Source organism: Paenibacillus sp. J2R1T-4 (assembly GCF_059692235.1).
Genome location: NZ_JCAUBA010000002.1, coordinates 39,045 through 63,980, shown reverse-complemented (window position 1 = coordinate 63,980; position 24,936 = coordinate 39,045). Strand labels below are relative to the sequence as shown.

Here is a 24,936-nt window from a genome sequence, read left to right as displayed (position 1 = left end):
CTGCCCCCTTTCACTGTTTCAGCATGGCGGTTAAGGTCTGATCAATAAAAGTCTCATCCATCTCTCCGATACTTATCTTCACAATTTTGCCGCTTTCATTAATGAAAAACGTCGTGGGGTAACTGACTACATGATACCTGTTTCTCATCCGAAACTCTTTATCAATCAGAATCGGGAACGTCAGTTTATATTGATTGACGAAGGTCTGCACAGTAACCGGGCTTTCGTCCAAATTCAGACCCAATACCACTACTCCACGGTCTTTCCATTTCTCATATTGATTTTGGATAGCTGGCATCTCCTTATAACAAGGCTCACACCAAGTTGCCCAGAAATTAACGACGACGACTTTACCCTTGTAATCGGATAATTCCTGTACTTTGCCGTCCAATCCCGTTAATTTAAAAGCAGGAGCTGTACTGCCTTCCTTAGGAATCGATTCCTCAGAAAATAAGCTGCTCCCGATTGTATATCCGCCAATCAATAAAACGGCGACAAATATGATGATTTGGATTCTTCTTCTATATTTGCCCAACATCCATCACCTTCAAACTATAATTGTTATTGCATTGTCTTCATTATAACGAAATTTTGAAGCGCTACTCCGGCTTAGTTTGTATTTTTTGTGACTCCAGAACACTGGAATAAAGCTCTTTCACCTGCGCTGGCGTAAGCTTCTGTGTCTTGCCGCGAGGCAAACCGGATAGGAGCAGGCTGCCGAACTGAACCCGCTTCAAGCGATTGACCGGATAATGGATCGCATCAAACATTCTGCGCACTTGGCGATTCCGTCCCTCATAGATCGTTATGGCAATGATCGATTCATTTTTCTCCGGGTTAACATCGTGGTATTCGACCTCGGCCGGAGCCGTCATTCCATCATCCAACATAATCCCGCTCTTCAGCTTCTCAATCAGGGAACCGTGCGGAACGCCTTTTACAGTAGCATGATAGGTCTTCGGCACGTGATGCTTCGGGTGGGTGAGCAGATTGGCCAGTTCTCCGTCATTTGTCAGAAGAAGAAGGCCTTCACTCTCATAGTCAAGTCGACCGACAGGATACACGCGTTCCTTGATATCCTTAATATAATCAGACACGGTCTGACGACCTTCAGGATCAGTTATGCTCGTGATTACGCCCTTCGGCTTATTCATCGTATAGTAAACAAGCGTTTGGGACTTAATAGGTTGTCCGTCCACGGTAATGACATCCGTTAGAGGATCAACCTTGGCCCCTAACGTAGTGACCGTCTCATCGTTAACCTGCACTCGGCCTGCTTCTATGTACTCTTCGCATTTCCGTCTGGAAGCGACGCCGGCATGGGCCAGCACTTTTTGCAATCTTTCCATCTCGATTCATCTCCAAGTTTTTCATAATCTCGTCTTTATATTACCTATCCTAGGTAGAAAGTACAAGTTGGGTGAAGTTCGCCAGTGATTAAGTGTCAACAAAAAACGACAACCCTGCACCACACGATCGGTGGTACGAGATTGTCGTTAGTTATTTGTTTACTTGTTTGGTTCGCCATTTATTGAACTCCAGAAACTCCAAAAACTGCTCCTTGGTTACGCCTGAATCCATGGCTTCGCGAACCAGCATGGACCATTCAGGGTCTAATTCAAGTTCCGGTACTGGCTGTGGCTGAAAGAACGTTTCGATAGGCACGCCAAGTACAGCAGAAATTTTTTCGAGAAAGTGAATAGATGGATTCGATTGAATATCACGTTCAATACTGCTCAGATATGATTTGGCAACTCCCGCTTTCTCAGAAAGCTCATTTAAAGAAAATCCTTTCTCGGAGCGCAATTGTTTTACACGTTCCCCTATCTTCATAAATCCCCCTAGGTGAATGCTCATAATATTATGTCTAATTTACATTTTATCAAAAATTAATATATTTGTGGGGAAATTTATGAAATAACAGGATAAAAACCTTTTTCCGGGTTACGGAAAAAGGAGGGCGGGGATTTTACAGATGTCGGAAAAATTTGATAGCCTAGCCAATACTATCTTTACTATCTGTAGTTTCAGAATTACTAGATTCTTTAAGAAAATGCCTAACATCCTCTAAGGGTATACCCATTGTTTGAGCGGTAGCGATCAAATCAATCCATTCCATATCCAATTCCAGATTCATCATGGTCTTTCTAGTGTTCACGCTTTGGTGCACCTCCGATATCTTTTTCAGCGACAATGGGTTTTGCCGGCCTAATGTTCTTGAAAATAAATAGCGGTGTTACAGCTTTCGCGTGAGCTTGTTCAATTATGGGGGTAATCTGTAAGTACGGAAAAGATTGACAAAAAACCTGACCGAAAGTTCATCGGTCAGGTGCTTGGTGGTTTTGTCAAATCCCTTATTGCTGCCCTACCCATTGCTCCATCCACCACTGGCGGTCTGGTCCATAATCGTAACCATTTCGTGGGTCCGGACCTTGAAGGATAAAGGAACTCCACCAGAAAATACCAGCTCCATGCACTCCGTTCGGATTTAGCAATGGGGTTGCCGTACGATCGAGAATCAGTTGCTCTCTTGCCAATTGGAGTCCTTGGGCCGCATTGGATATATTCTCGATGTCGGGATCGTGATACACCGTGCCGTCTTCCGCCACTTTCTTCTCATACGCTGGCATAGTCGGATTGAGCATTGTTTCCGGGTGGCTGCTGTTCGCGATTGCATGCGCATATCGAACAATCGTCGATTTCCAGAGTTGCTGATAAGAGTCCGGAGAAACGATCGGGGAGCCCCAGCCCATCTGATCATACATCATGGGGCTTAGCATATTGAAAATACCAGCCATTTCGCTAATGTACGCGTCCGACCATACAGCTTGATCCGCCGGGGAAGCGATCGAATAGATGGCATTATCGTTCAGCGTGGTCCGAACCGATTTCGCCGTTGCCAGAAGAACCTGATCATTCGGCAAAAATCCTTCGATATCGAGCTGAATGCCATCTGCTTTATATAAAATCCCGTCATACATAAGGCCTTGATTGACTAGTTTGTCGGCAACCGCCCTTAAGTTGGTATTGTAAGTTGCATTTCCAAAATTCTTGTTGCTTACCCTTTTGCCGTTCCGCCAAAAAAAACGTTTGCCGTCGTTAACGGCTACAACAATCTTTTGATCAGGAGCTGTTTCCCTGGATATCTTAATCCAGCGAGCCAGATGTTTGTACCCATTTGTCGGCAACGTACCGTTAAGGGAGTTTCCGCTCGAGATCAGGATCCCGATATCCGCCAACTGATACTTGATATGGTATTTCTGCAGTTCCAGCACCCGCTCCTTCATCTGTTCATCGGTCAAAGGCTCCGTTCCGTCAAACCAGTATGAATTTAAATAAGCGGTATTATTCACTTGCTTGGCATCGTCCGGCAGCACGGTTCCTGCATTCGTTGCCTCTTGGCCATAGACAACAAGTGAAACGTACAACGACAGCAACACTGTAACCAACACGAAAGACCCAATAACTTTTCTTTTCATTCTCGTTCTTCCTCCTAGATGTGAACCTCTTGGTGAGATACATGCATGTACTGCATTTATTCGGAAAGTAACGAGCAAAATATTACAGCATTTATAATATTGGGTATAAAAATAAAGCTAAAGACCTAAGCATGTCGCAAACGTCCTGGATAAAAATAAATAACCCGTCCCACCCGGGACGGGTTATTCCATGTTTGATTATGCTACTTCTCTACTGCATCCATTCCTTCGTCCACCACCTACGATCCAGTTCATAATCGTGACCGTAAGGGTCGTTTAGGTCGGGACCTTGAAGAATAAACTTACTCCACCAGAAAATACCTGCACCATTCAAACCGCCTTTGTATATTCTCGGGTTCGTCTTCGAATCCGTTGCCAATTGCGTTCTGGCCATCTTGACACCTTGGGCAGCATTAAATATATTTTCGATGGCTGGATCATGATAAACGGTACAGTCTTCGGCCACTTTCTTCTCATACACGGGCATCGTAGGGATCAGCAGCGTACTAATGCTACTGCTGTTCGCGATGGCATGTGCATATCGGACAATCGTAGTTTTCCATAAGTGCTGATATGTCTCTCGGGAATGGATAGAGGAACCCCAGCCCAGTTGATCATATATCATCGGATTGAGCATATTGAATATGCCGGCCATTTCGCTGACATATGCATCCGACCATACAGCCGGATCCGCCGGAGAGGCGATCGAATAAATTGTTTTGTCGTCCAAATCGCTCCGAACGAACTCAGACGTTGTCTTCAGTACCGGATCATTCGGTAAAAACCCTTCGATATCGAGTTGGATTCCATCCAGTCTATATCGTATCCCGCCATAAGCAGCACCTTGGTTGACCAACATGTTGGCAACAGCTCTCAAGTTATCGTTATATACGGCATTCCCGAAGTTCGGGTTGCCTACTCTCTTGCCATCCTGCCAAACATATCGTTTGCCGTCGTTCACCATAGCAATTATCTTTTGATTCGGATCCGTTTCCCTGGACACTTTGATCCAATGACCCAGTTCCTTGTAGCCATCAGCAGGCAGCGTTCCGTTGGACTCATCCCCGCTCGAGACCAATATCCCGATATCCGCCAATTGATATTTGATTTGGTACTTTTGCAATTCCAGTACGTGCTCTCTTATTTGTTCATCCGTCAGCGGCTCTATGCCACTGAACCAATAAGCATTTAAATAGGCTGTATTGTCCATTTGCTGCACCTTGTCCACTCTGATAGCAGCCTCTTGAATGAATCAGAAAGACTACTCTTTGATTTCCCTAAAAGCTTTCTGCATGATCGTATAGCTCTTTTTCAGCCTTTCCTGAAATTGCGTTTCGTTCCAGGACTTCCATTTGTATTTGGGCAACTTTGACACATCCGTAACCTCACTGCCATTCCCCAAACCATACACTTCGTTCGTGCTTCGGTTAACGATCCAAGGAAGTACGCGGACGCCGTCCACCTTCTGGGTTTGCAGCTTCCCGTCCTTTTCCTCGTAATTGACCGCTAGTAGGGAGCTCGGATCCGCGAAACCGAGAAGCATCCAAGGAATTCGCATCTCTATGATGTTCCCCTTCGCCTGCCACATGGTGAGCGAATTGTAATCCGGAGCGGCCGGATCAGTCGTTCCCCTTCTCAACTCGCCTGCAGGCAGATCCTTGTAAGGACGATAATGTTTGGCCGCCGGCGGACTAAACTCCATGTCCACAATCAATCTCCATGGAGCAAAGATGCCGGAGTCGTCTTTCATATCGCCCTCGTTAACAGGAGCCATCCCATTGATAACGCCCCACAATCGGGTAGTAAAATCGTAATTCGACGCGATGCTTACTTGGCTTTCCTGTGGGCGGCCGATTGTTACCAGCGTCTCTAATCCTTCGCTCAGCGTCCGGTCACCCAATTCTTTTGAATGCTTGTTTCCGCCCTCCATAGTATCCGCCCCGATATAAAGAATCTCCTTTTCGGGATCGAAGTCTTTCTCGAGTTCGCCAGCAATATACAGATAAGCTTCGTCATGCGTTACCCACATATTTTTCCAGCCGGGAACTCCGGGGTCATACTTCTTCTTGTCCTTGATCTGTTCCCAGTCATCCAATTTCCCATCAATCAAGAGCGGACCGTCCTTGCTTGAATACATACCCGTAATCCCGAACAATTTCTCATTGGTTAGTACGTTCAGCCAATATTTGCGCCGGTCGACCGGCTGCTCGAATTCTTGTGTGTTCCACGTTCGCTTGAACCATTCATCCTGCCACATGAACAGAATAGCCCCTGCGTAGTTTTCCTGCACGATTTCGTGAAGCAGATCAGCGTTGATCTTGCCCTGCTCCTCCTCCGTATGCCCGCCCTGATTGCGGCCCAAACCGGTAATATGCCCTATTCCGAGCGAAGCTGGAACCCCGAACTCCGTGACCATAATCGGCACTCCTTTATGGTGCTCCTTCAACAAACGCAGGTACGCCTTATAGGTGTCGATTTCACCCTTATCGTTTTTGACGTTTTGGATCGTTGGGTCGCTGCGGAAAAATTCCGGGTAATACGGATAAGCATGGAACGACGCGAAATACCCCGCTTGCCAGTTCGTCGGCACGATATGCATCGGGTCCACACTGACAAGATCCTCAGCGCGGTCAATTTCTCCGGGATGCTCGAGCGGATCGGTCGACACCCAGTTTGTAAAGGCCAGCGGATGCTGCCACCCCTGTTCACTTTCGAAAGCAGCGAGCGTATCAAGCATTTCCGCAAGCATGTTTTCGAACGGAGTGGAGCCTTCTTTGGCCTTGTAATAGTCCCCCTGGAACGGCGCCATGCCTTGATTCGCCTTATCTGTCGCTTCCACAATAGGCGGATCCCACTCTGTTCCAATACTCCAGCCCATTAAATAAGGACCGGCATTCACTTTATACCGCCCGTCAGCCTTTCCCCCCTCGCTCGGAATTTTAACATCGCCATAAACCGCCCCTACAGCGTAAATGATTTCTTTCTTGAATTCTTTCACCACGAGAGGGCTAAGGGCATCATGAGTTTTCAACATTTGCGCCTCAGGCGACCACACACCCTGTATGAAATAGAGAGGGGAATCCCGATGCTCCTGATTGAATTCGACCAACGCCTCGTAGAAAACCGGTTCATGGATCGTATACACCCGTATAACATTGGCACCCAACTCTTTGATTTCGGCAAACCACCTCAGAAACGTTTTTTTATCGATCGCTAGCTCTCCCGGATCGTGCCCGGGAATTGTAGCTCCGATATTAACACCTTTGGCAAAAAAAGAATGCCATTGCTGGTCTTTATAAATTTCGACCTGATCGCCTTGTGTGCGAAACTTTATGTTCATTCCGTTATCCAGCTTTACTTTCTCCATATCTGCACTCTCCGCACTTATGGGTTGGAAATGCTGCCAACCGAAATAACCGGCTATCAGGACTGCGACAATCGTTATGCTTAGACGAAGCTTTATGTTCCTTTTCATAGGGCAACTCTTCTCCTTACTTACTGCGGCTTCCTGTATAAATGGCGGTTCCGTGTATCGCTGTCAGGCTCCAATTTCTGGAGTCGCAGAGCGACCGTGTCGACAAAAATGTTTTCCATTCCGCGGATTTGCTCGATGGTTGCTTCTTGTCGAATGTATCGGACCATTTTCTTGAAGGCTTTCGGATAATCATCAAATTTCTTCATTGTTTTCCACCCCGGCATCCAGATGTTTGCGCAAAATGTTGCTCAATTCTCCCACATACATATCTAGGGGCTGAGACAAATTGAAATGATTACTTTGAGCTTCCGAAATAAATCGTTGAAGTTCTTGGCGAAGGCCGCTCAAATCTCCGTTCCTGTTAATCGAGTTCAAACCTCACACCTCCTCAAGGCCCTGCAATACAAGGCTGGTATCGTAAGTGATCATTCATGGCTCATTCATATTGACGTCTGTTACTATTGCAGGAGCCGACGAATTCTTGCTTCCAATTCCAACGGAGAATACGGTTTTTTGATATAGTCGGAAACGCCCAGCTCAAAGCAGGCGCTAATGTCACGCTCCATCCGATTCTCCGACAGCACCATGATCCTGCAGTCTGAATCATTCCCATTCCGTCCCTTGATGCTGCGAATCACATCATACCCGTCGTAACCAGGCAAGGACAGCTCCATAATGACAAGATCCGGCGACAAGGAATTGAACAAGCGCAATCCGTCAAACCCGTTATTAGCCATATATACTTCGTACCCTTTCATGCGCAGCCGGGAGTCGAGCAGCTCGCCGCCTGTTTCATCCTCGTCAATGATCAGAATGGTGGAATTTTTCCGTTTCTCTTCCGGTTGGTTATAGATCAGAATCGAATTTTCATGGTTCGCTTCATCTGCAATCATCGCATGCATCGCCTGCAGATCTGTTTCTCTCGGTACTCCGCATTCCGGAAAGCTTGCAATGACAATGTTGCCCGCAGGGTGCTGCTCGTCCTGCAAAAACTGCTTGACAGACAGCGAAACGAAATGTGTATTGCTCAACGCATAGTCGGGAAGTAAGATTGCCAGCGTCTCGTTGTTTGACTCGTACAAAAACTGCGCTTGCAGATCCAATTCAGGCCGTGCGACCCTTTCTTGCAGCTGACTCTGCGCAGTGGAGTTCAACACGCACTTTGCCAATATGAGACCGCATGCCGTCTGGCTTGAATCCACGAGCGCCCGATTCAGGTGAACGAATAATGGATGAATTTCCACCGCTTCTTGCAATACTTGCATAGACATTTCACATCACCTCTAAGTGGATTGATTGTTTACAGTTTGGTTTTGAATTGCGGGCTTCTGTCCCGCAACTTCATCCTTCCAGCTCGTTCGGACCATAACGCCCCACGAATCATCATTGCGGATGTAGTCGATATGTCCGAGTATTTTCCAATACACATTGATCTGGTTGTAACCGAGCGTCATCAGCACGGAATAGAGCATCATTTTGATCAAATCCTTGAATTTCGGATATCGCCGGAAAGCTATTTCTTCAATTAACAAAGCGCCGCAGCTGAATAAAATATCGACTAGCAGACTAACCCCGATGACTAGCAGCATCATCTTGTAGTCGGCCATATTCAGAGCGATATACCCGAAAAGCGCCATATAGCCGGTCAATCTCAAATAAGGTCCTAACGTCTCGAAGATTAAAGTATATGGCATGGAGAGGAGCCCAACCGCTCTATATTTGGGGACGAACATCATGCTGCTATACTTGAAAATATTTTTGATATTCCCACGCGCCCACCGCTTGCGCTGGCTTTGCAATATGCGCAGCGATTCTGGCGCTTGCGTCCAGCATACCGCATCTGGACAGTATGCGATCCGGTATGGGAGATTGTTGTCGAGCATATGTTTGTGAAGCTTGATGATTATGTTCATGTCCTCGCCTGGAAAGCCGTCCCGGTAACCGTCGACCTTGACCAAGTAATCTTTTCGGAATAAGCCGAAAGCGCCGGACACGATAATAAGCCCGTTGATGGCGCTCCAGCCGATTCGACCAGCAAGGAACGATTTCAAATATTCGATGTTCTGGAACATCGGCAGCAGCTTGTCTGGCAAGCTCACTTCCGTAACGCACCCATTCTCAATTTTGCACCCGTTCGCTACGCGTACATTGCCTCCGATCGCGATCGTTTCCTCGGGGTTTTCCATATACACGGAGGCTAGCCGGATCAAGGCATCCTTCTCCAGTAGTGAATCCGCATCGATCGTTGCGACGAGCGCGTAGTGGGACACATTGACGCCCACGTTCAGAGCATCCGCCTTCCCGCCGTTCTCCTTGTCCACAACATATAGTTTGGGGTAGCGCGGATTATGATACACGCCTCTGATCGGCTTCGCCTCCAGCTCTTCCCCGACGGAATAATTCGTCTTAGGGATCAAGTTGAATTCGTCGATTAACACCTGCAGCGTAGCATCCTTCGATCCGTCGTTGACGACGATTACTTCATAGGATGGATAACCCAGATTCAAGAGGGAACGGACGCTTTCAATGATCGTCAGCTCCTCGTTATAGGAGGGTACCAGAATAGAAACCGGGGGTACTTGCTCGGAACCGGACAGTTCGCGGTACCTGGCGTATTTCACACCCTTGATGATGCGGATGATCCGCTTATGTGAGAGCAACATAATAATCATATAAAAAACATAAACAGCTATAACCGAATAAAGGGCGAATAGAGCATAGCCCAGAAGCAATTGTTTCATGCTGGATCTCCTTTCGAAAAGCTGAGCACAACGCCTTGCGACTGCATACCGGGACCCTGCTCGTCGAAAAACTGCCGGTAAATGCGAAGCCTGCGGTTATGCCACATCGCTTCATCGAAATCGTCGAAATACAGCGCACCTTTCGTCAATTCTTCTTGAATCACTTCGCCCGCCAAAATTCCCTGCACCGATTCTCCTCCGTGCAGGGCCATCTCACATAAAGCACGGAAGCCGCTATCTTGAAGTTGGACCAGACTTCTGGCACTGTTAAACCGCACGCGCCAGTCGGAGTCGGTCATACCAGCCTTCAACAGGTTAATCGAGTTATCCATTCCTGATCGGCCTAAAGTATCAGCAACCGTCGCTCGGACATCCGCATCCTCGTGCTGCATCAACTCTACCCACTGTTCCTCAGTTATTTGCGAACCCTGGGCTATGAGCGCCTGTACAGCCAACAACCTCAACTCTGGATCGTCTGATTGGACGAACGGTGTCAAAATAAAATGTGCATCGGGAATCGTTCGATTTTGCAAGCCTGTCAAGGCGATCTTCAGCAGTTCCTCGTCCGTTTCTTGCAAATAACTGATCAACAGGAAAGTACTATCAATTCGGGATAGGGCCAGCACCTCGGCCACGAGTCGGTGCGACTGCTTGCGGTACTTCGCCAAGCTGCGCACCATCCGGTCAAGCTCCTCATCGCTTTGCGCACTTTTGGAGATGGCGCGGGCAATCACGAATGAGGGGGAACCGTAGCTTTCCTCCCCGAGCATATGCAGTAGTGATGGAACTGCCTCTTTCGCTTGCATGACGCCAAGATTATAAGCAGCGTCCAGTCGGGTCCAATGAATCTCACTGCGCAGCCTACGCAAATTCAACTCCACCAAACCGAGATCCCAGCAGAGATTTGTCAATTTGTCGCGTTCGACTCCGACGATCTTCTCCATCCATTGAAAGAGTTTGTTTTGAATCACTTTGAGCTCGGTTTTCGTCAGCACACCGTCTGGTTTCTGAAACGGGGCTTCCTCATGTAAATGCGACATCACATAATCGAAATAATCTTGATGCTTTTGCAAATAATGCCGGGTTTGGCGGTCAAGCCAAATGGCCCTAGTTCTTAAACCGAACAGACTGATAAAAACAATTACGATCAACACTATCAATATATAGGCCAGAACGATAATATCCGAAGCACTTTCGGTCATACAGTTTCCCTCCTAATCAGAATCTCCTATCTCCCATATCTCTTTTTCTCTGTTTCTCTTTTTCTCTTTTTCTCTTTTTTTTCCTTACATTTCATAAATGCGCATTCCGCCCTGGCCGGCGTCGCGTGTTCTTAATAATGAACCAGTACTGAGTATAACTCAATTCTATCAAAAATTAAAATAGCAAAAAGTCGACAAATTTCTATAAAAAGAACAAAATCCCCCTGTTTTCTTCCATATATTCGAGTATCCTCCCTACATTGGTGCTTTATAAAGAACGTTTCATTCTATATAATCAAGCGTGGTGTTCTTTATTAAGTCCACCATTCATAGATGGTGAAAAGATCCGGAGAGGAGTTTTAACCTGCTTTTATCTGAGAGAAAAAGGATGGTTGATTGATGAATTTACCAAATTCAAACGTGGATGCTAAGGAAAAAAAATTCAGCCTGTTTCCCAGCTCCCTGTACATGTACTTCATCCAGCTGCGTCCAAGGCAATGGACCAAAAATTTATTGGTGTTCGCCGCCCTTATCTTTTCCATTAAAAAGTCGAACATGGACATGCTGTTTCATTCGGTTGCGGGCTTCATTCTGTTCTGTTTCGTCTCCAGCAGTGTGTACATCCTGAACGACTTCGTGGACCGCGAAGCGGATCGGCAGCATCCGGAGAAACGCCACCGACCAATGGCTTCCGGCGCGATTAATCCTTATGCCGCTTTGCTGCTCGGGTCCGTACTGGTGGTCTTTTCCTTGATGACGGCGTTTTCGTTCAGCCCGCTTTTCAGCCTGCTGCTGCTCGTTTATTTTCTGTTGAATGTAGGCTATTCGTTGAAGTTCAAGCATGTCGTCATTGTTGACGTTCTAATCGTTGCATCAGGGTTCGTGCTGCGTGCCATTGGAGGCGGTCTCGTAATCGGAGTCCCTTTTACCCCGTGGTTTTTGATATGTACAATGCTGCTTTCTATCTTTCTTGCGATCAGCAAACGAAGACACGAGGTGCATTCTCTGCAGACCGATAAAGGAGCGCACCGGAAAGTGCTTGATTTCTACTCGATTGAACTGCTAAACCAGCTCAACAGCATTGTGACGACGGCCACGATCATGAGTTATGCCCTGTTTACCTTCACGTCCGGCCATACAATTCATCTCATGTGGACTCTGATATTCGTGATTTACGGCGTATTCCGTTATTTGTATTTGATCCATATGGAAGACAAAGGCGGCAAGCCGGAAAAAGTACTCTTTGAAGACCGTCATATTCTTGTAACAGTCATGCTGTACGCGTTCTCGATCGTGCTCATCCTTATTTACTTGGAATGAGTCCAAATTGTCTATCCGGAGGAAACCAGATGAAATTTGTGTGGCTGCTATCATCCGTAATGCTGGGCGTCATCGGACAGTTGTTGATGAAATGGGGGCTAGTGAATCCGAGGCCACTCTGGAATCATGGACCGGGAATCGTAAAAATGTTCAGTTCGTGGCCGGTGCTGGCAGGGCTGTTCTCCTATGCTCTCAGCTCGTTGTTCTGGCTGCTTACGTTAAAACAGATGAATATTAGCGTTGCCTATCCGATGGTCAGCCTTGGTTATGTGGTAGTAGCCCTGGCCGGCTACTACATGTTCAACGAATCGATCTCTGCCATGAAATGGGTCGGAATCGGCATTATTTTGATGGGCGTCGTTGTTATATCAAGATCTTGAACCAACCTATGTACACGGGGGAATACACGAAATGAAAGAGGTTCACAGCTATATATTCGCAATCATTCCGATAATAGCCTGGGTCACATCCGGGTGCTTGAAATTTGCGATCCACTTTCTCAAGCATGGCAAACACGCACGCGACCATATCGGAAACGGCGGATTTCCAAGTACACACACCTCTGTAATTACCTCCATCACCATGCTGATCGGATTCACTGCCGGATGGGACAGCCCCTTATTCGGCTTGGGGATTGCTGCAATGATGATCGTCATGATTGATGCTACGGGTGTGCGTCGGGCGGTCGGAGAGAACTCGCGATGGATCAACCTGTTGTCGAGGCGGCAACCCGATGATGAGGCTTCGATGCTGAGGGAAAAACAGGGGCATACGAAAATCGAAATACTAGGCGGACTATTCGTCGGCACAATTGTCGGATGGATCGCCTCTGTATTTATATAAATTGCGTTAGGAGAGATAGAGATGAATGACCGAATCCAGAATACAAGTCTGCTCACGGGGTTGTCCTTACTGGTCTTTACCGCTTCGACCTTTGCGGTTACTACGCTGTTGTTTCTCGTAAATATCGAGATCTCAGCCGCCAATCTGTTTATTGCGGTAGCCGTGACGGTTGCGTTTGTCTGGTTTACGGCAAAAGCTTACTTCCCGGATCAGTACCTGCTATATTTCAGTATTAGTCTTCTCGCGTCCACCGCGTTGTTTTTTATATTTTTGGCAATGAGCGGATATTATTATGACTTGAGCTATGATGGCCAGACGTACCACCAGGAAGGGATTCTAGAGCTCGTGAATGGCTGGAACCCGTTCTACGATAAGCCGCTCGCTGATCAGGGGGTACCTTACGCGATCTGGATCGACCATTATGCCAAAGCGGGTGAAACTTTGGCCGCCTCGCTGTACGCAATAACCGGCAATATTGAGCTGAGCAAAGTGTTCAACTTCCTGCTCATCTCAGGCTCGTTCTTTATAAGTTTTGCTGCTTTAGCTGCATGCCTACCGAGAAAACGCGTATTGGCCGCCATTTTTGCACTCCTGATTGCCTGCAATCCGGTAAGCATCTACCAAAGCCTCAGTTTTTACGTCGATGGACAGCTTGGTTCTCTGCTCATCTGTTTGGTTGCACTCAGCGTGCTGATTTATATAAGGCATAATTCCTACTTAATCGCAGCATTCTCACTGTGCATGATGCTAACGGTCAATAATAAATTTACCGCGATTGCGTATGTCGGCATTTTGTGTATCGGAATTGTATTGACACTATACATCACGCAAAAACACGGCCTGCTGAAAAAAATGTTGATCGTCATGACGGCAAGCACGATCATCGGGGTAGCTGCACTTGGCTTCAATCCGTATATAACCAACACGGCGAAGTACAACAATCCGTTCTATCCTTTGGCAGGAGAAGATTCAAGAGATGTTGTGACAGCTTTTACTCCGACAAGCTTCATGACCATGAACCGGTTCGAAGAGGCTGTCGTCTCCTACTTCTCACAATCGGAAGGAAACAGCACGAAGCGTGACACAACGACACTGAAAACTCCTTTTACTTTCAGCATGGAAGAACTGCAATACTACGGAATCCCTGACACGGCGATTGGGGGATTCGGTCCGCTATTCAGCGGCATACTCGTGCTTTCCTTGATCATCCTGATCATGGCGTTTTTGTTTAACATCCCTCGAACGATGGTAGTGATCGGATTGCTCATTATCCTGTTCGCATCTGTGTTTATCAATTACGCCGCTTGGTGGGCGCGCTACGTCCCGCATTTGTGGCTCTTTCCATTCATCATTGCGTTACTCGGCTTCAGCTTTGATCAACGAAAGGTGATCCGGGGCCTTAGCTGGCTTTTGGTCGCCGTGCTGTTCATCAATGTAGCTATGGTATCATTCTCTTACTTCAAACTTCAGTCGGAAGCGAACCAAGCGTTAAAAAGTCAATTACAGACGCTTAAGCAAGCACCGCAGCCAGTGACCGCATACTTCTCCTACGCGTTTTCCAACAAAATCCGATTGCAGGACTACGGAATCGAATACAAGGAGGTGAAAGAAGAACCGCGGTGTGATTCGATAATGGAGTTAAGGGATTCTGGAACGTTGGTCTGTACCCAATAACCTAACCGACGCCGGCAAAATCATATTGCCGGCGGCAATCCCCACCCTAAGGAGGCTTATGAATGGCAAGAAGAGTATCCCGTATGGTTGTAAAAGTGTTGTTAGGTTTGGCCCTTGTACAAGCCCTTATCATCCTGCCCCCGCAGTCCAATATGATGAAACAGGCGACGGCCGCAGAAGATAACCCCTCAATCGTTGCAACATGGATGTGGAATACATATGCCATCTGGAGGGACAAAGATCAGACGTTAGACTATCTTTCTCAAAATAGTGTCAATCTGGTATACCTGCAAATTGATGAAGAAATACCCGTCGAGGTATATCGTACTTTTATCAAAGAGGCAGGGGAACGTGGCATCGAGATTCAAGCCTTAGGCGGAAAGCCTGACTGGGTGCTTCCAGAAAAGCAAGAGGAGCTATACAAATTTATTTATTGGGTGAAAGCCTACAATAACAGCTCCCGGTCCGCTGAACGATTCGGCGGCATTCATCTCGATGTGGAGCCTTATGTCCTACCGCAATGGCAGACGGATCAGGATACAATCATTGGGAATTGGATGGATACGGTCAGCGGCTTTGTCCAGGAAGTAAAGACAGATTCCTACTTGACTGCAGGCGCGGATTTGCCTGTATGGCTTGAATGGTTCCTCGTGCCCGACGGTAAAGGAGACACGACGACGCTTACGGATTATATGATTGGAAGACTGGATCAGGTCACCCTGATGGCCTATATCGATAACGCTCAGGGTATCATCAACGCTGTTTCGAAAGAATTATACGAAGCGGCAGGCAAGTCATTAGTCATCGGAGTGGAAACGATGGATAATAATGAAGCGAACAGCAGTTTTTATGCCAAAGGAAAAGCCCAAATGACTAGCGAATTGGGTACTGTCATTCAATCCCTCTCTAGCCATCCTTCATACGGCGGTTATGCCATTCATGAATATGACAGTTGGGTTGCGTTAAGGGAATAAAAGCTAACTAACAAAATACGCCCTCGGTGCTTCCTTAATGGAGGCACCGAGGGCGTATTTCGTACTTCGCCAATCCACTATTGAGATCAGCCTGATCCGTATCTTATTTAAAGATTAACAAACATATAACTATCGATGCAATGAAGCCGACAAGATCAGAGATAAGACCAACCTTGAGGGCATAACGGCCTTTGCGGATTCCGACAGCGCCGAAGTAAACGATCAGTACATATAAGGTTGTGTCCGTGCTCCCTTGAATCGTCGAAGCGATCCTGCCGATCATGGAATCAGGGCCGTACTGCTTGATCAGCTCCGCTGTGAAGGCGAGTGAGCCTGATCCAGTTATCGGCCGCAGGATCGAGAGCGGCAGTACTTCGCTTGGCACACCCATCGAGTCCATCACCGGACGGAACCAACCAAGCATCCAATCCATCGCACCCGATGCTCTGAACACACTGATAGCAACCATCATCCCGACGAGAGGCGGAATGATGCGGATAGCTGTATCGAAGCCGTCTTTTGCACCCTCAACAAAAGTTTCGTACACCGGGATTTTCTTGTACATTGCGTAAAGCGGTATCATCACCACTATGACCGGGATCGCCCAGGCGGACATCATTGTAACGAACGCATACATGGGAGTTCACCCTTTCGGCTTTGGTCGAGTGGCGGTTAAGCTGCGGAACCGGAACCAGCGGTCGAGGGCAATAGCAGCAATTGTCGCGATTATTGTAGCAAGCAAGGTGGTTCCCACGATCTCAGCGGGGTTTGCTGAGCCAAAATTCATTCGAATCGCAATAAGCGTTGTTGGAATTAACGTGATACTGGCTGTATTGAGAGCCAGCAGAGTACACATAGCTGCGCTAGCGGTATCTTTATCAGGATTCAGCTTCTGGAGCTCCTGCATCGCTTTGATACCCATCGGAGTTGCAGCATTCCCAAGACCCAGAATGTTAGCGCTCATGTTGGACATGATGTAACCTAGCGCCGGATGGTCTTTTGGCACATCAGGGAAAAGGAAGCGGACAATGGGTCTCAGCAGAACGGCTAATTTCCGCAATAAGCCCGCATCTTCAGCAATGCGCATCATCCCCATCCAGAATACGAGGATACTGATCAGCCCGAAGCATACGGTGACCCCGGTCTTGGCCCCTTCGAATACAGCTTCCGTCATTAGGTCGATTCGACCTTGCAAGGCAGCTGCAACAAATCCAGCAACAAGAAAAAACAACCAGATGATGTTCACCATGATGAACCCTCCTCCCTTGATAGCAAGATGTCCAGCTGCAAATTAGCGTCCGCCGGGCGAGAGCAGGCGTATAAAAGCGGATTGTATGGCCGCCAGCCAGTTGCCTCGCACAGAACCATATTTCGAACTACTATCCTTCATGCCAAAAGCATCTTCTGCTGTTTCCTTGATACGAGGGCTGTTCTCTTCATATAGCGGAATTGCGCCGGCTAACTGATTGTTTACGTAAATATTCAACACACCGCGCTCACCGAATACATAACCCGTAGAGCTCTTGTTATCCAGCAGCTTTGCCTCAGTCCGTACAGTTCCTTGCTCTTCGCTATTCAGCGGATACCGGAACGACTTGCCTGCTGCAATAGTTGTCCCCTCTAACCGATTCCCTTTTCTGACGATTTCGGTTAATGGATAATAATTGAACCCATAATCCAACATTCTCGTATGATCCGACCAATCATCGGAGTCATTCAAGGTCACTACAGCGTATTGCTGTCCATTCCTTGTCGCGGAGGAGACCAAACAGCGGAGGGCGAGCTTCGTATAACCGGTCTTCACCCCATCCGCGCCTTGATAAAAGTTGAGCATTTTATTTTTGTTCGTCCACTTATAATCCCAAGGATCATTCGGATTTGGTGCTGTTTTCACTTTGGTTTTCACAATATCCTGAAAGGTTGAATTGTTCAGCGCATAAGCTGTCAGTTTAGCCATATCATTCGCCGTGGCGTAGTGTCCCTCTTCATCAAGTCCACTGGGATTCTTGAATTGGGAGGCGCTCATCCCAATCATGCGTGCGGTCTCATTCATCATGTACACGAATCCTTCCAACGATCCGCCTACATGCTCAGCAATCGCCGTAGCTGCATCGTTCCCGGATCGGAGCATTAGTCCATAGAGCATATTGTGCAGACTCATCTCCTCACCTTGCTTCAAATAGATCGAAGAGCCCTCCTTCCCCGCTGCATTCTTGCTCACTTTCACCGCATCAGACAGATTCCCTCGTTCTATGGCCACAATAGCCGTCATGATTTTAGTCAGGCTGGCTATGCGCATGCGTTTATCTCCAGCTTTGGAATATAGGATCCGGCCTGATTGCACATCGATCAATGCAGCAGCTTCCGCTCTTGTAGATAGCGGCGGCGGGGCTGCAAAGCTTGGAGCACATACCAAGAGCAACGTTACAAATGCAAGTACTATCGCGAATAACATGTGTGCCTTTCTCATCGCCTTCTTCCTTTCTGTACACCGTTCATAACCAACTGCTTTCCCGATTACTTCCTAGCCTGCCTGTACACCAATCGGTACAAGTATATGCGCATCCATCTCCAAAAAGACATGCCTGAGCAGCATGTCTTGGAAAACCTTTATAGGCCATTCTTATCGGCCGCTTTTCCTTGGGTCTGGGTACTCAATGGTCAATCCTTCTACATGTTTACGTTTCATCTGATTGCGTTTCTTCCGATTTTCTTTGGAATCAAACACGATATCCATATCATACTCACCTTCCGGATACAGCTTCTCTCTCTCAATATAAAGGGACAGCCTCTTGACATTTAGCCATACTTTTTCCTTCTGGATCATGACTTGAATACGGCCACGGTTGTCTGGAAGGCTGCACACAATGCCGGTTCTGCGGAACGAGCTAATCCATACGCAGTCACCTACCGTAAAAGTCCGATTGGGGGATTTCCGCACATCGCTCGTGTTGCCAGCATCTGCAATGGGGGTATGCTTGGATGGAGCAACCTTCTCTTGGTCTAATAATACGGAAATGTCCTCTCCGACATCCCCCACAGCCTTGTTCCCATCAAAATACTTCTCAGGAGGCTGCACAGCTAGTGCTTCTTGCGAGCCGGAGAGCCGGGTGTTCGACTTGGCAATTTCTCGTGAGCGGGCTATTATGGCGGCATCAATTCCTAACTTATAGGCAATGTCAAACGCATAACTGCTTCCTGCTTCACCAATTTTCAGCTTATACAGCGGCCGTAATGTTTCCTGATCAAATTCCATCCTGGCGTTCTGGAACCCAGTAGTTTGTTCTGCGAATCGTTTGATTTCATTAAAATGTGTAGTTGCCACTACGGTACATTTCCTGCGCTGCAGCTCTTCTAGAATCGCAATTGACAAACCTACTCCTTCACCGGGGTCCGTACCGGCTGCAAGTTCATCTAGTAACACAAGGGTGTGAGAATCTGCTTCATCCAAGATCTGCTTCAAGCTGCGAATATGTGCAGAGAACGTGCTGAGCGATTGCTCAATGCTCTGTCCGTCTCCAATATCTGCAACGACTTTCGTGTAAATAGCAAACTCGCTGCCCTCTTCAACTGGTACGAGTAATCCCGCCTGCACCATAAGGGTTAACAATCCTACTGTCTTAAGACTCACTGTCTTTCCACCTGTATTCGGTCCTGTAATAAGTAGAGCATTGTAAACTCGACCAATATGAAAATCCAGGGGAACCGAGGATCCGCCCAATAAAGGATGACGACCTCCTTTTATACGAATCAACCCATTCTTGTTCAAGGCAACCTTCCTCGCGTCAAGTGAGTAGCCGTATTTGGCTTTGGCAAAAAGGAAGTCGTAGGCCGCAAATGTCTCGTAATTAATAGAAAGCTCCTGACTATGCTCTTCAGCCATTGCTGTTAGCATTCCTAACACTTTGGCCTCTTCTCTCGCTTCATCGGCGCTATATTCCCGCAGTTCCAGCTGTAAGCTTGCAATATCAGCTGGTTCTACAAAAACAGTCTGACCGCTTGCGGATTCATCCAGCACCGACCCGGCTATTTGCTTGCGATGTTCCCGCTTTACCGGCAGCACATACCTGTTATTCCTCATACTGACAACCGCTTCTTGCAGAATGCTACGATACTTGCTGACGATCCCGTCCAGCTTTTTGCGCATGCGCTCTTCGACAATAGCCATTTGCTTACGGATTTTGAGCAATTCACTGCTGGCTTGGTCAGTAACTCTTCCGTGTCGAATGCAGCGCTCAATCTCTTTCTGCAGTTCCTTCATCTCATGGAGAGAACGCGCATAGGAACTTACCTGTGGGGCGAGATGCTCCTTACTCTTCATATACCGCTTCATCTGCAATCCGGACTCAATGAACTTGCCCATGAGCGCCAAATCCTCTGCCTGCAGCAGGTAGCCCTTACCTAACAGCTCCAACATAGTGGTCAACCCTTCCATAGAAGGAATCGGGACGCTGCCTCCTGTCTTAAGGATTCCGCATGCTTCCTCCGCTTCCATCAGCCACATAGTAATGCGGCGATCGTCCGTAATGGGTAACAGTTGATCAATTAAGATCCGTCCTGGTTCAGATAGAGCAAATTCTCTTATCCGCTGTTTTACTTTCTCGAACTCTAACTGATTCATTTGCAATGTTCCGCTCATCTTCTGTGTGAGCCTCCTTGTATTCGAGTCAACTTTTCCGGGTACAACAAAAAGAAGATGAACAACAATCGTTCATCTTCGCATAGATAGACCCCTTGAGTAAAAACAAAAAAACGTGCTGCAAGAGCACGGTTCTTATTTCGGAGGAGGGTCCTCTGAAGCTTGATTCCCGCTGTTCTTAACGATCATTTCATGCATTCCTAAGTAAGCATAGCGAAAGAGAACCGATGTAATCACAACATTCGGCTTATCGCGTTCGACGAACTTATTCTGGAATGCAATATGAAATTGATTTAGTTAAGAACTACCCCGGCCATCAAAACTTCCCCTTTTCAGTTGGATTACGTACATCTTATTATAGCGATACTTCATTGTCAATGTTGATCTCTACCGCTGTTTGCCTACCAATGCGCGCTGCAGCACATTCTCCACCTTCGCTAGATGACGCATCATCGAGTCGAACGCAGCAGCCTCGTCACGGCGGCGAATGGATTCCACGATATCCGAGTGCTCTTGCAGCAGCCGCTCTGCCTCGGCTTGTTCGCCATAAAACCACAATCGGCGAGTTTGCTTCATGCTGTCGTGCAATCGTCCGGACACCGATTCCATCAGTTGCAGCAACAGCGTGTTATGAGCAGCCGCAGCCAGTTGAAGATGGAATTGCACATCCGCCTCTTCTCCTACTGACTCGTCTGTTAAGTGAAGCCTCATCTTGGTGATGATTCGATCTAATTGAATCAGATCTTCATCCGTACGATGCCTGGCAGCTGCCGCAGCACATCCCGTTTCCAGAATTTTGCGTACCTCAAGCAGCTCTTGCAACGTTTCAGCCCGTTCGAATATAGCATCCGAATCCATGCCATTGCCCGCTGACGACTTTGTTGGTAAGGGTTCCACCACATATGTACCCCCGCCTTGACGAATGTCGACGAATCCCATTGCTCTCAGAGCACTTAACGCTTCCCGAATCGTTGATCGCCCTACGCCGAATGAAGCAGCCAAATCCACAACAGAGGCAAGCTTCGCTCCAGGAACGATTTCACCCTCGAGAATTTGCCGCTTGATCTGCTCCATGACTAGCTCGTTTCCTTTTTGCGGCTTTATTTGCTTAAATGTCATGAACATTCACCCGTTTCTAAATTTGTCAGACATAACGACTATACACACATTTTATAGTAAGCTATAATAATGGAAAAGTCATCAGATCACCTGACTAATTATTCGATATTTTATCAATTACTATTATTCAATCGGGGGTATCTGCCAAAATGCTAGAACAATCCGTACGACAAAAGCTGTTCGAAATCGTTGGTCCTTCCTATTTCAAAGATGACATGGAAGCACTTGTAACTCACTCTTATGACGCTACTCCGATGCTTCAAGCCATGCCGGATGGCGTTATATATCCAGCCAATACGGAGCAAGTAGCTGCTATTCTGAAGACCGCCAACGAACACCGCATCCCGATCGTAGGCCGCGGAGCAGGAAGCAACTTATGCGGCGGTACTGTGCCTACTGAGGGCGGACTGGTTGTCGTCATGACTCGCATGAACAAGCTGATTGAGATCGACACGGATAACCTGACTGCCACATTCCAAACGGGACTGAACACCAAAACCTTTCATCTGGAAGTAGAGAAGCTCGGACTGTTCTACCCCCCGGATCCAAGCAGCATGGTCATTTCCACACTTGGCGGCAATATTATGGAATGCGCAGGCGGACTTCGCGGACTGAAATATGGCACGACTAAGGATTATATCATTGGGCTTGAAGCGGTACTGCCCTCTGGCGAGATTATTCGTACAGGCGGCAAGCTGTATAAGGACGTAGCCGGTTATGATCTTACAAAGCTGCTTGTCGGCTCTGAAGGTACGCTTGCCATTGTGACAGAGGCTACTGTCAAGCTTATTCCAGCTCCCAAATATAAGAAAACGATGATTGCGATGTACAAGGATATTTATGCAGCCGCCCGAACTGTATCCAGCATCGTTGGCAATAAGATTATCCCGGCCACACTCGAATTCCTGGATAATCCTACAATTCAGGTGGTCGAAGGCTTTAACAAGATTGGATTACCGCTCGACATGGATGCGATCCTCTTGATTGAGCAGGATGGATTGGACGAGTCGATTGTTGAGAAGGACATTAATGAGATTGTTCGGATATGTAAAGAACAAGGAGCCGTGGAAGTAAAGATGGCTGCCAATGCAGCAGAAGCAGAGAAGCTTATGCTGGCTCGCAGAAGCGCTCTGTCTACACTGGCCCGTATTCGCCCCACGACCATTCTGGAGGATGCTACCGTCCCCCGCTCCAAGATTGCCGATATGGTAATCGAGATTAATCGGATTGCTAAGAAATATGATATCCAGATTTGTACGTTCGGGCATGCAGGAGATGGCAATCTTCATCCTACTTGTACCACTGACGCTCGCGATAAAGAAGAAATTCATCGCGTAGAACTTGCTTTCGAAGAAATATTCGAAGCCGCTATTTCCCTTGGTGGAACTATTACTGGCGAGCATGGGGTTGGAATGGTTAAGGCCCCTTACCTGGAATGGAAGGTCGGACCTGTAGGCGTTGAGATCATGAAAGGGATCAAGCGTGTGTTTGATCCGAATAACATTATGAATCCTGGTAAAATATTCCCGAAAGAGTCGCGTAAAAGGGTGGTGGTGCATCATGAGTAACGTTCAATTAACCGACCGCATGAAAGCAACGCTGGATTATGACCAGCTTACGAACTGTATGCGCTGCGGATTTTGCCAAGCGGCCTGCCCAACCTTCGTAGAAACCGGATTAGAAGCGGCATCTCCGCGCGGACGGATCGCCTTAATGAAAGCTGTTGTGGATGATCTTATGGAGCCTGATGAGAAATTCCGCGACCAGATGGATTTATGCTTGGGATGCCGCGCATGTGAGCCGGTGTGCCCTGCTGACGTGAAATATGGTCATTTACTCGAGCAAACACGTGATGCGCTGGAGGAACACGAAGAACATCGTTGGTGGGTCAAAGGTGTTCGGAACGTCATGTTCAAACGCGTATTCCCGTTCCAGAGCCGGATGAAGCTTCTCGGACGCGGGTTGAAGTTATACCAAAAGTCCGGGCTGCGGACCATCGTTCGCGGGTCGGGCATGATGAAGCTGTTTCCTAAGAACATGCGCGATATGGAGAAGATTATGCCGGATGCTTCCGGTAAAGGGATCGTCGAGACATTCGGCACCTTTGTCCCGGCCAAAGGTAAGCCTGTTGCCCGTGTTGGGATGTTCAGAGGCTGTCTTATGGACGTCTTGTTCACGGAAACGAACCGCAAAACCGTACAGCTGTTGTCTGAAGCAGGCTTCGATGTTGTGATCCCGGAGACGCAGAATTGCTGCGGCGCCTTGCACGCTCACTCAGGCGAGACGAATGAAGCTCGCAATCTGGCCAAACGTAACATTCGTGCCTTCCGTGACGCGAACGTAGACTTTATTGTTTCTAATGCCGGAGGCTGCGGCGCGCTTCTCGTCGAGTACGATCACCTTCTGCACGATGATCCCGAGTATGCCCAGGATGCAGAATGGTTCGCAACTCGTGTGAAGGACATCTCTTTAATCTTGCTTGAAAAAGGCCGCTTGCCTGCTTTTGCAGCTAATGCACAAGATAAGGCGGAGAAAGAAAAAGTAACGATCACGTATCAGGATTCTTGCCATCTGCGCAATGTCATGCGCTCCGGCAACGCACCAAGGAATTTAATGGACCGCGTGGCTGATGTGAACTTCGTGGAACTGAAAGGCGCCGAGCGCTGCTGCGGATCGGCTGGTATATACAATATCGTGCAACAAGACATGTCCAACGACATTCTGGAGCACAAGATGGAACATGTGAAAGACACGAATGCACATTATCTGATTACAAGTAATCCAGGCTGTTTATTGCAAATGAAGGTCGGGATTGAACGTGAGCAGATGTCAGATAAGATGGAAGCCATTCATATCGTGGATTTCTTATACGACCGCATCCAAAAGTGAGGTTAGAATCGTCCAGATCAAAAGTAAAAGCTGTCCGCGAGGACAGCTTTTGTTCATTCCGCTACATAATGTTATTCATGCTGTCCACATGTATCGAGCTAGCGCTCGTACTCGAGGAATTGTCTTTAATCATGCTCTGGATTTTATCAAACACATGCGGTGCAGAATCGATAAGACGCTCGTACAAATGAGTCTGATTGTCCAACGGCACTACTTTTACTCCATGCTTGCCCACAACTAGAAAAGCAATTGGAGTGATGGATACCCCGCCGCCGCTTCCGCCCCCGAATGGAAGAGCAACCGAGGCATTATGCGCATTTTGTCCATTGCCAGCGCCGCTTCCATGCGATTGTGTGCTGTCGGACTCCTCTACAGCGAACTCGCTTCCTCCTGCCGCGAAACCAAAGCCCACTTTGGAGATTGGCATAATGACACTGCCGTCAGGTGTTTCAATCGGATCTCCTACGATGGTATTTACGTTTACCATCTCCGTAATTTGTTCCATCGCCGTTTTCATGAGACCTTGTATTGGGTGATCTGCCATTTTCGAGCCTCCTTAATTTGAGTTATGCCTAAATGAT

25 protein-coding genes are annotated in these 24,936 nt (G+C 47.6%); 7 read left to right on the top strand and 18 right to left on the bottom strand.

All coding sequences use genetic code 11. The features are described 5' to 3' along the window. Positions 1 to 10 precede the first annotated feature (10 nt). The 12 genes from resA to AC58QD_RS03775 form a co-directional block, all read right to left on the bottom strand. Complete coding sequence (gene resA / locus AC58QD_RS03830) at positions 11 to 538, bottom strand: thiol-disulfide oxidoreductase ResA (protein ID WP_497330212.1); 528 nt, start codon at positions 536 to 538, stop codon at positions 11 to 13. Between the two features lie 61 nt (positions 539 to 599). Further along, complete coding sequence (locus AC58QD_RS03825) at positions 600 to 1,349, bottom strand: pseudouridine synthase (RefSeq protein ID WP_497330210.1); 750 nt, start codon at positions 1,347 to 1,349, stop codon at positions 600 to 602. Positions 1,350 to 1,500: 151 nt separating this feature from the next. After that, the gene (locus AC58QD_RS03820) at positions 1,501 to 1,833 is read right to left on the bottom strand and encodes a helix-turn-helix domain-containing protein (RefSeq protein ID WP_497330208.1); all 333 of its coding nucleotides are present in this window, start codon (positions 1,831 to 1,833) and stop codon (positions 1,501 to 1,503) included. Between the two features lie 163 nt (positions 1,834 to 1,996). After that, positions 1,997 to 2,158: an anti-repressor SinI family protein gene (locus AC58QD_RS03815; protein WP_497330206.1), complete on the bottom strand. Its 162-nt coding sequence runs from the start codon at positions 2,156 to 2,158 to the stop codon at positions 1,997 to 1,999. Between the two features lie 196 nt (positions 2,159 to 2,354). After that, the gene (locus AC58QD_RS03810) at positions 2,355 to 3,479 is read right to left on the bottom strand and encodes a hypothetical protein (protein WP_497330204.1); all 1,125 of its coding nucleotides are present in this window, start codon (positions 3,477 to 3,479) and stop codon (positions 2,355 to 2,357) included. A 211-nt stretch (positions 3,480 to 3,690) separates the two neighbouring features. Further along, entirely contained in the window at positions 3,691 to 4,707 is a 1,017-nt protein-coding gene (locus tag AC58QD_RS03805; protein ID WP_497330202.1) for a glycoside hydrolase family 18 protein, read from the bottom strand. Positions 4,708 to 4,740: 33 nt separating this feature from the next. Continuing rightward, entirely contained in the window at positions 4,741 to 6,954 is a 2,214-nt protein-coding gene (locus AC58QD_RS03800; RefSeq protein ID WP_497330200.1) for a hypothetical protein, read from the bottom strand. A gap of 20 nt (positions 6,955 to 6,974) precedes the next feature. Then, positions 6,975 to 7,160 (bottom strand): hypothetical protein, encoded by a 186-nt coding sequence (locus tag AC58QD_RS03795; RefSeq protein ID WP_497330198.1) that lies wholly within the window; start codon positions 7,158 to 7,160, stop codon positions 6,975 to 6,977. Beyond that, a complete protein-coding gene (locus AC58QD_RS03790) occupies positions 7,147 to 7,329 on the bottom strand; it encodes a hypothetical protein (RefSeq protein WP_497330196.1) in 183 nt (60 codons plus the stop codon). Before AC58QD_RS03790 ends, AC58QD_RS03795 begins: the two co-directional genes overlap by 14 nt. A gap of 83 nt (positions 7,330 to 7,412) precedes the next feature. Beyond that, positions 7,413 to 8,225, bottom strand: a complete 813-nt coding sequence (locus AC58QD_RS03785; RefSeq protein WP_497330194.1) for a response regulator transcription factor — start codon at positions 8,223 to 8,225, stop codon at positions 7,413 to 7,415. Between the two features lie 12 nt (positions 8,226 to 8,237). Then, entirely contained in the window at positions 8,238 to 9,695 is a 1,458-nt protein-coding gene (locus AC58QD_RS03780) for a glycosyltransferase family 2 protein (protein WP_497330192.1), read from the bottom strand. Beyond that, complete coding sequence (locus AC58QD_RS03775) at positions 9,692 to 10,897, bottom strand: HEAT repeat domain-containing protein (protein WP_497330190.1); 1,206 nt, start codon at positions 10,895 to 10,897, stop codon at positions 9,692 to 9,694. Before AC58QD_RS03775 ends, AC58QD_RS03780 begins: the two co-directional genes overlap by 4 nt. A gap of 468 nt (positions 10,898 to 11,365) precedes the next feature. Here AC58QD_RS03775 and AC58QD_RS03770 point away from each other — a divergent pair, with 468 nt between their 5' ends. The 5 genes from AC58QD_RS03770 to AC58QD_RS03750 all read left to right on the top strand — a co-directional run bounded on the left by AC58QD_RS03770 (position 11,366) and on the right by AC58QD_RS03750 (position 15,708). Next, the gene (locus AC58QD_RS03770; RefSeq protein ID WP_497331377.1) at positions 11,366 to 12,217 is read left to right on the top strand and encodes a decaprenyl-phosphate phosphoribosyltransferase; all 852 of its coding nucleotides are present in this window, start codon (positions 11,366 to 11,368) and stop codon (positions 12,215 to 12,217) included. Between the two features lie 29 nt (positions 12,218 to 12,246). Next, positions 12,247 to 12,597 (top strand): SMR family transporter, encoded by a 351-nt coding sequence (locus AC58QD_RS03765; protein WP_497330188.1) that lies wholly within the window; start codon positions 12,247 to 12,249, stop codon positions 12,595 to 12,597. Between the two features lie 31 nt (positions 12,598 to 12,628). After that, positions 12,629 to 13,060, top strand: coding sequence for a divergent PAP2 family protein (locus AC58QD_RS03760; protein ID WP_497330186.1), 432 nt, complete (start codon positions 12,629 to 12,631; stop codon positions 13,058 to 13,060). 21 nt (positions 13,061 to 13,081) lie between these two features. Next, a complete protein-coding gene (locus AC58QD_RS03755; RefSeq protein WP_497330184.1) occupies positions 13,082 to 14,734 on the top strand; it encodes a hypothetical protein in 1,653 nt (550 codons plus the stop codon). A 62-nt stretch (positions 14,735 to 14,796) separates the two neighbouring features. Further along, on the top strand, positions 14,797 to 15,708 hold the full coding sequence (locus AC58QD_RS03750) for a hypothetical protein (protein WP_497330182.1): 912 nt from the start codon (positions 14,797 to 14,799) through the stop codon (positions 15,706 to 15,708). A gap of 103 nt (positions 15,709 to 15,811) precedes the next feature. Here AC58QD_RS03750 and AC58QD_RS03745 read toward each other — a convergent pair whose 3' ends face one another. The 5 genes from AC58QD_RS03745 to AC58QD_RS03725 form a co-directional block, all read right to left on the bottom strand. Continuing rightward, the gene (locus AC58QD_RS03745; protein ID WP_497330180.1) at positions 15,812 to 16,345 is read right to left on the bottom strand and encodes a spore maturation protein; all 534 of its coding nucleotides are present in this window, start codon (positions 16,343 to 16,345) and stop codon (positions 15,812 to 15,814) included. Positions 16,346 to 16,351: 6 nt separating this feature from the next. After that, a complete protein-coding gene (locus AC58QD_RS03740; RefSeq protein ID WP_497330178.1) occupies positions 16,352 to 16,957 on the bottom strand; it encodes a nucleoside recognition domain-containing protein in 606 nt (201 codons plus the stop codon). 42 nt (positions 16,958 to 16,999) lie between these two features. Continuing rightward, entirely contained in the window at positions 17,000 to 18,178 is a 1,179-nt protein-coding gene (locus tag AC58QD_RS03735; protein ID WP_497330176.1) for a D-alanyl-D-alanine carboxypeptidase family protein, read from the bottom strand. 153 nt (positions 18,179 to 18,331) lie between these two features. After that, on the bottom strand, positions 18,332 to 20,347 hold the full coding sequence (locus AC58QD_RS03730) for an endonuclease MutS2 (protein ID WP_497330174.1): 2,016 nt from the start codon (positions 20,345 to 20,347) through the stop codon (positions 18,332 to 18,334). Between the two features lie 387 nt (positions 20,348 to 20,734). Continuing rightward, the gene (locus AC58QD_RS03725) at positions 20,735 to 21,466 is read right to left on the bottom strand and encodes a FadR/GntR family transcriptional regulator (RefSeq protein ID WP_497330172.1); all 732 of its coding nucleotides are present in this window, start codon (positions 21,464 to 21,466) and stop codon (positions 20,735 to 20,737) included. A gap of 149 nt (positions 21,467 to 21,615) precedes the next feature. On the opposite strand from AC58QD_RS03725, the gene AC58QD_RS03720 reads away from it, so the two are divergent. Both AC58QD_RS03720 and AC58QD_RS03715 read left to right on the top strand, forming a co-directional pair. Beyond that, complete coding sequence (locus AC58QD_RS03720; RefSeq protein WP_497330170.1) at positions 21,616 to 23,034, top strand: FAD-binding oxidoreductase; 1,419 nt, start codon at positions 21,616 to 21,618, stop codon at positions 23,032 to 23,034. Next, positions 23,027 to 24,355, top strand: coding sequence for a (Fe-S)-binding protein (locus AC58QD_RS03715; RefSeq protein ID WP_497330168.1), 1,329 nt, complete (start codon positions 23,027 to 23,029; stop codon positions 24,353 to 24,355). The genes AC58QD_RS03720 and AC58QD_RS03715 overlap by 8 nt, the downstream gene beginning before the upstream one ends. A 61-nt stretch (positions 24,356 to 24,416) precedes the next feature. Here AC58QD_RS03715 and ytfJ read toward each other — a convergent pair whose 3' ends face one another. Next, a complete protein-coding gene (gene ytfJ / locus AC58QD_RS03710) occupies positions 24,417 to 24,899 on the bottom strand; it encodes a GerW family sporulation protein (protein WP_497330166.1) in 483 nt (160 codons plus the stop codon). Positions 24,900 to 24,936 lie beyond the last annotated feature (37 nt).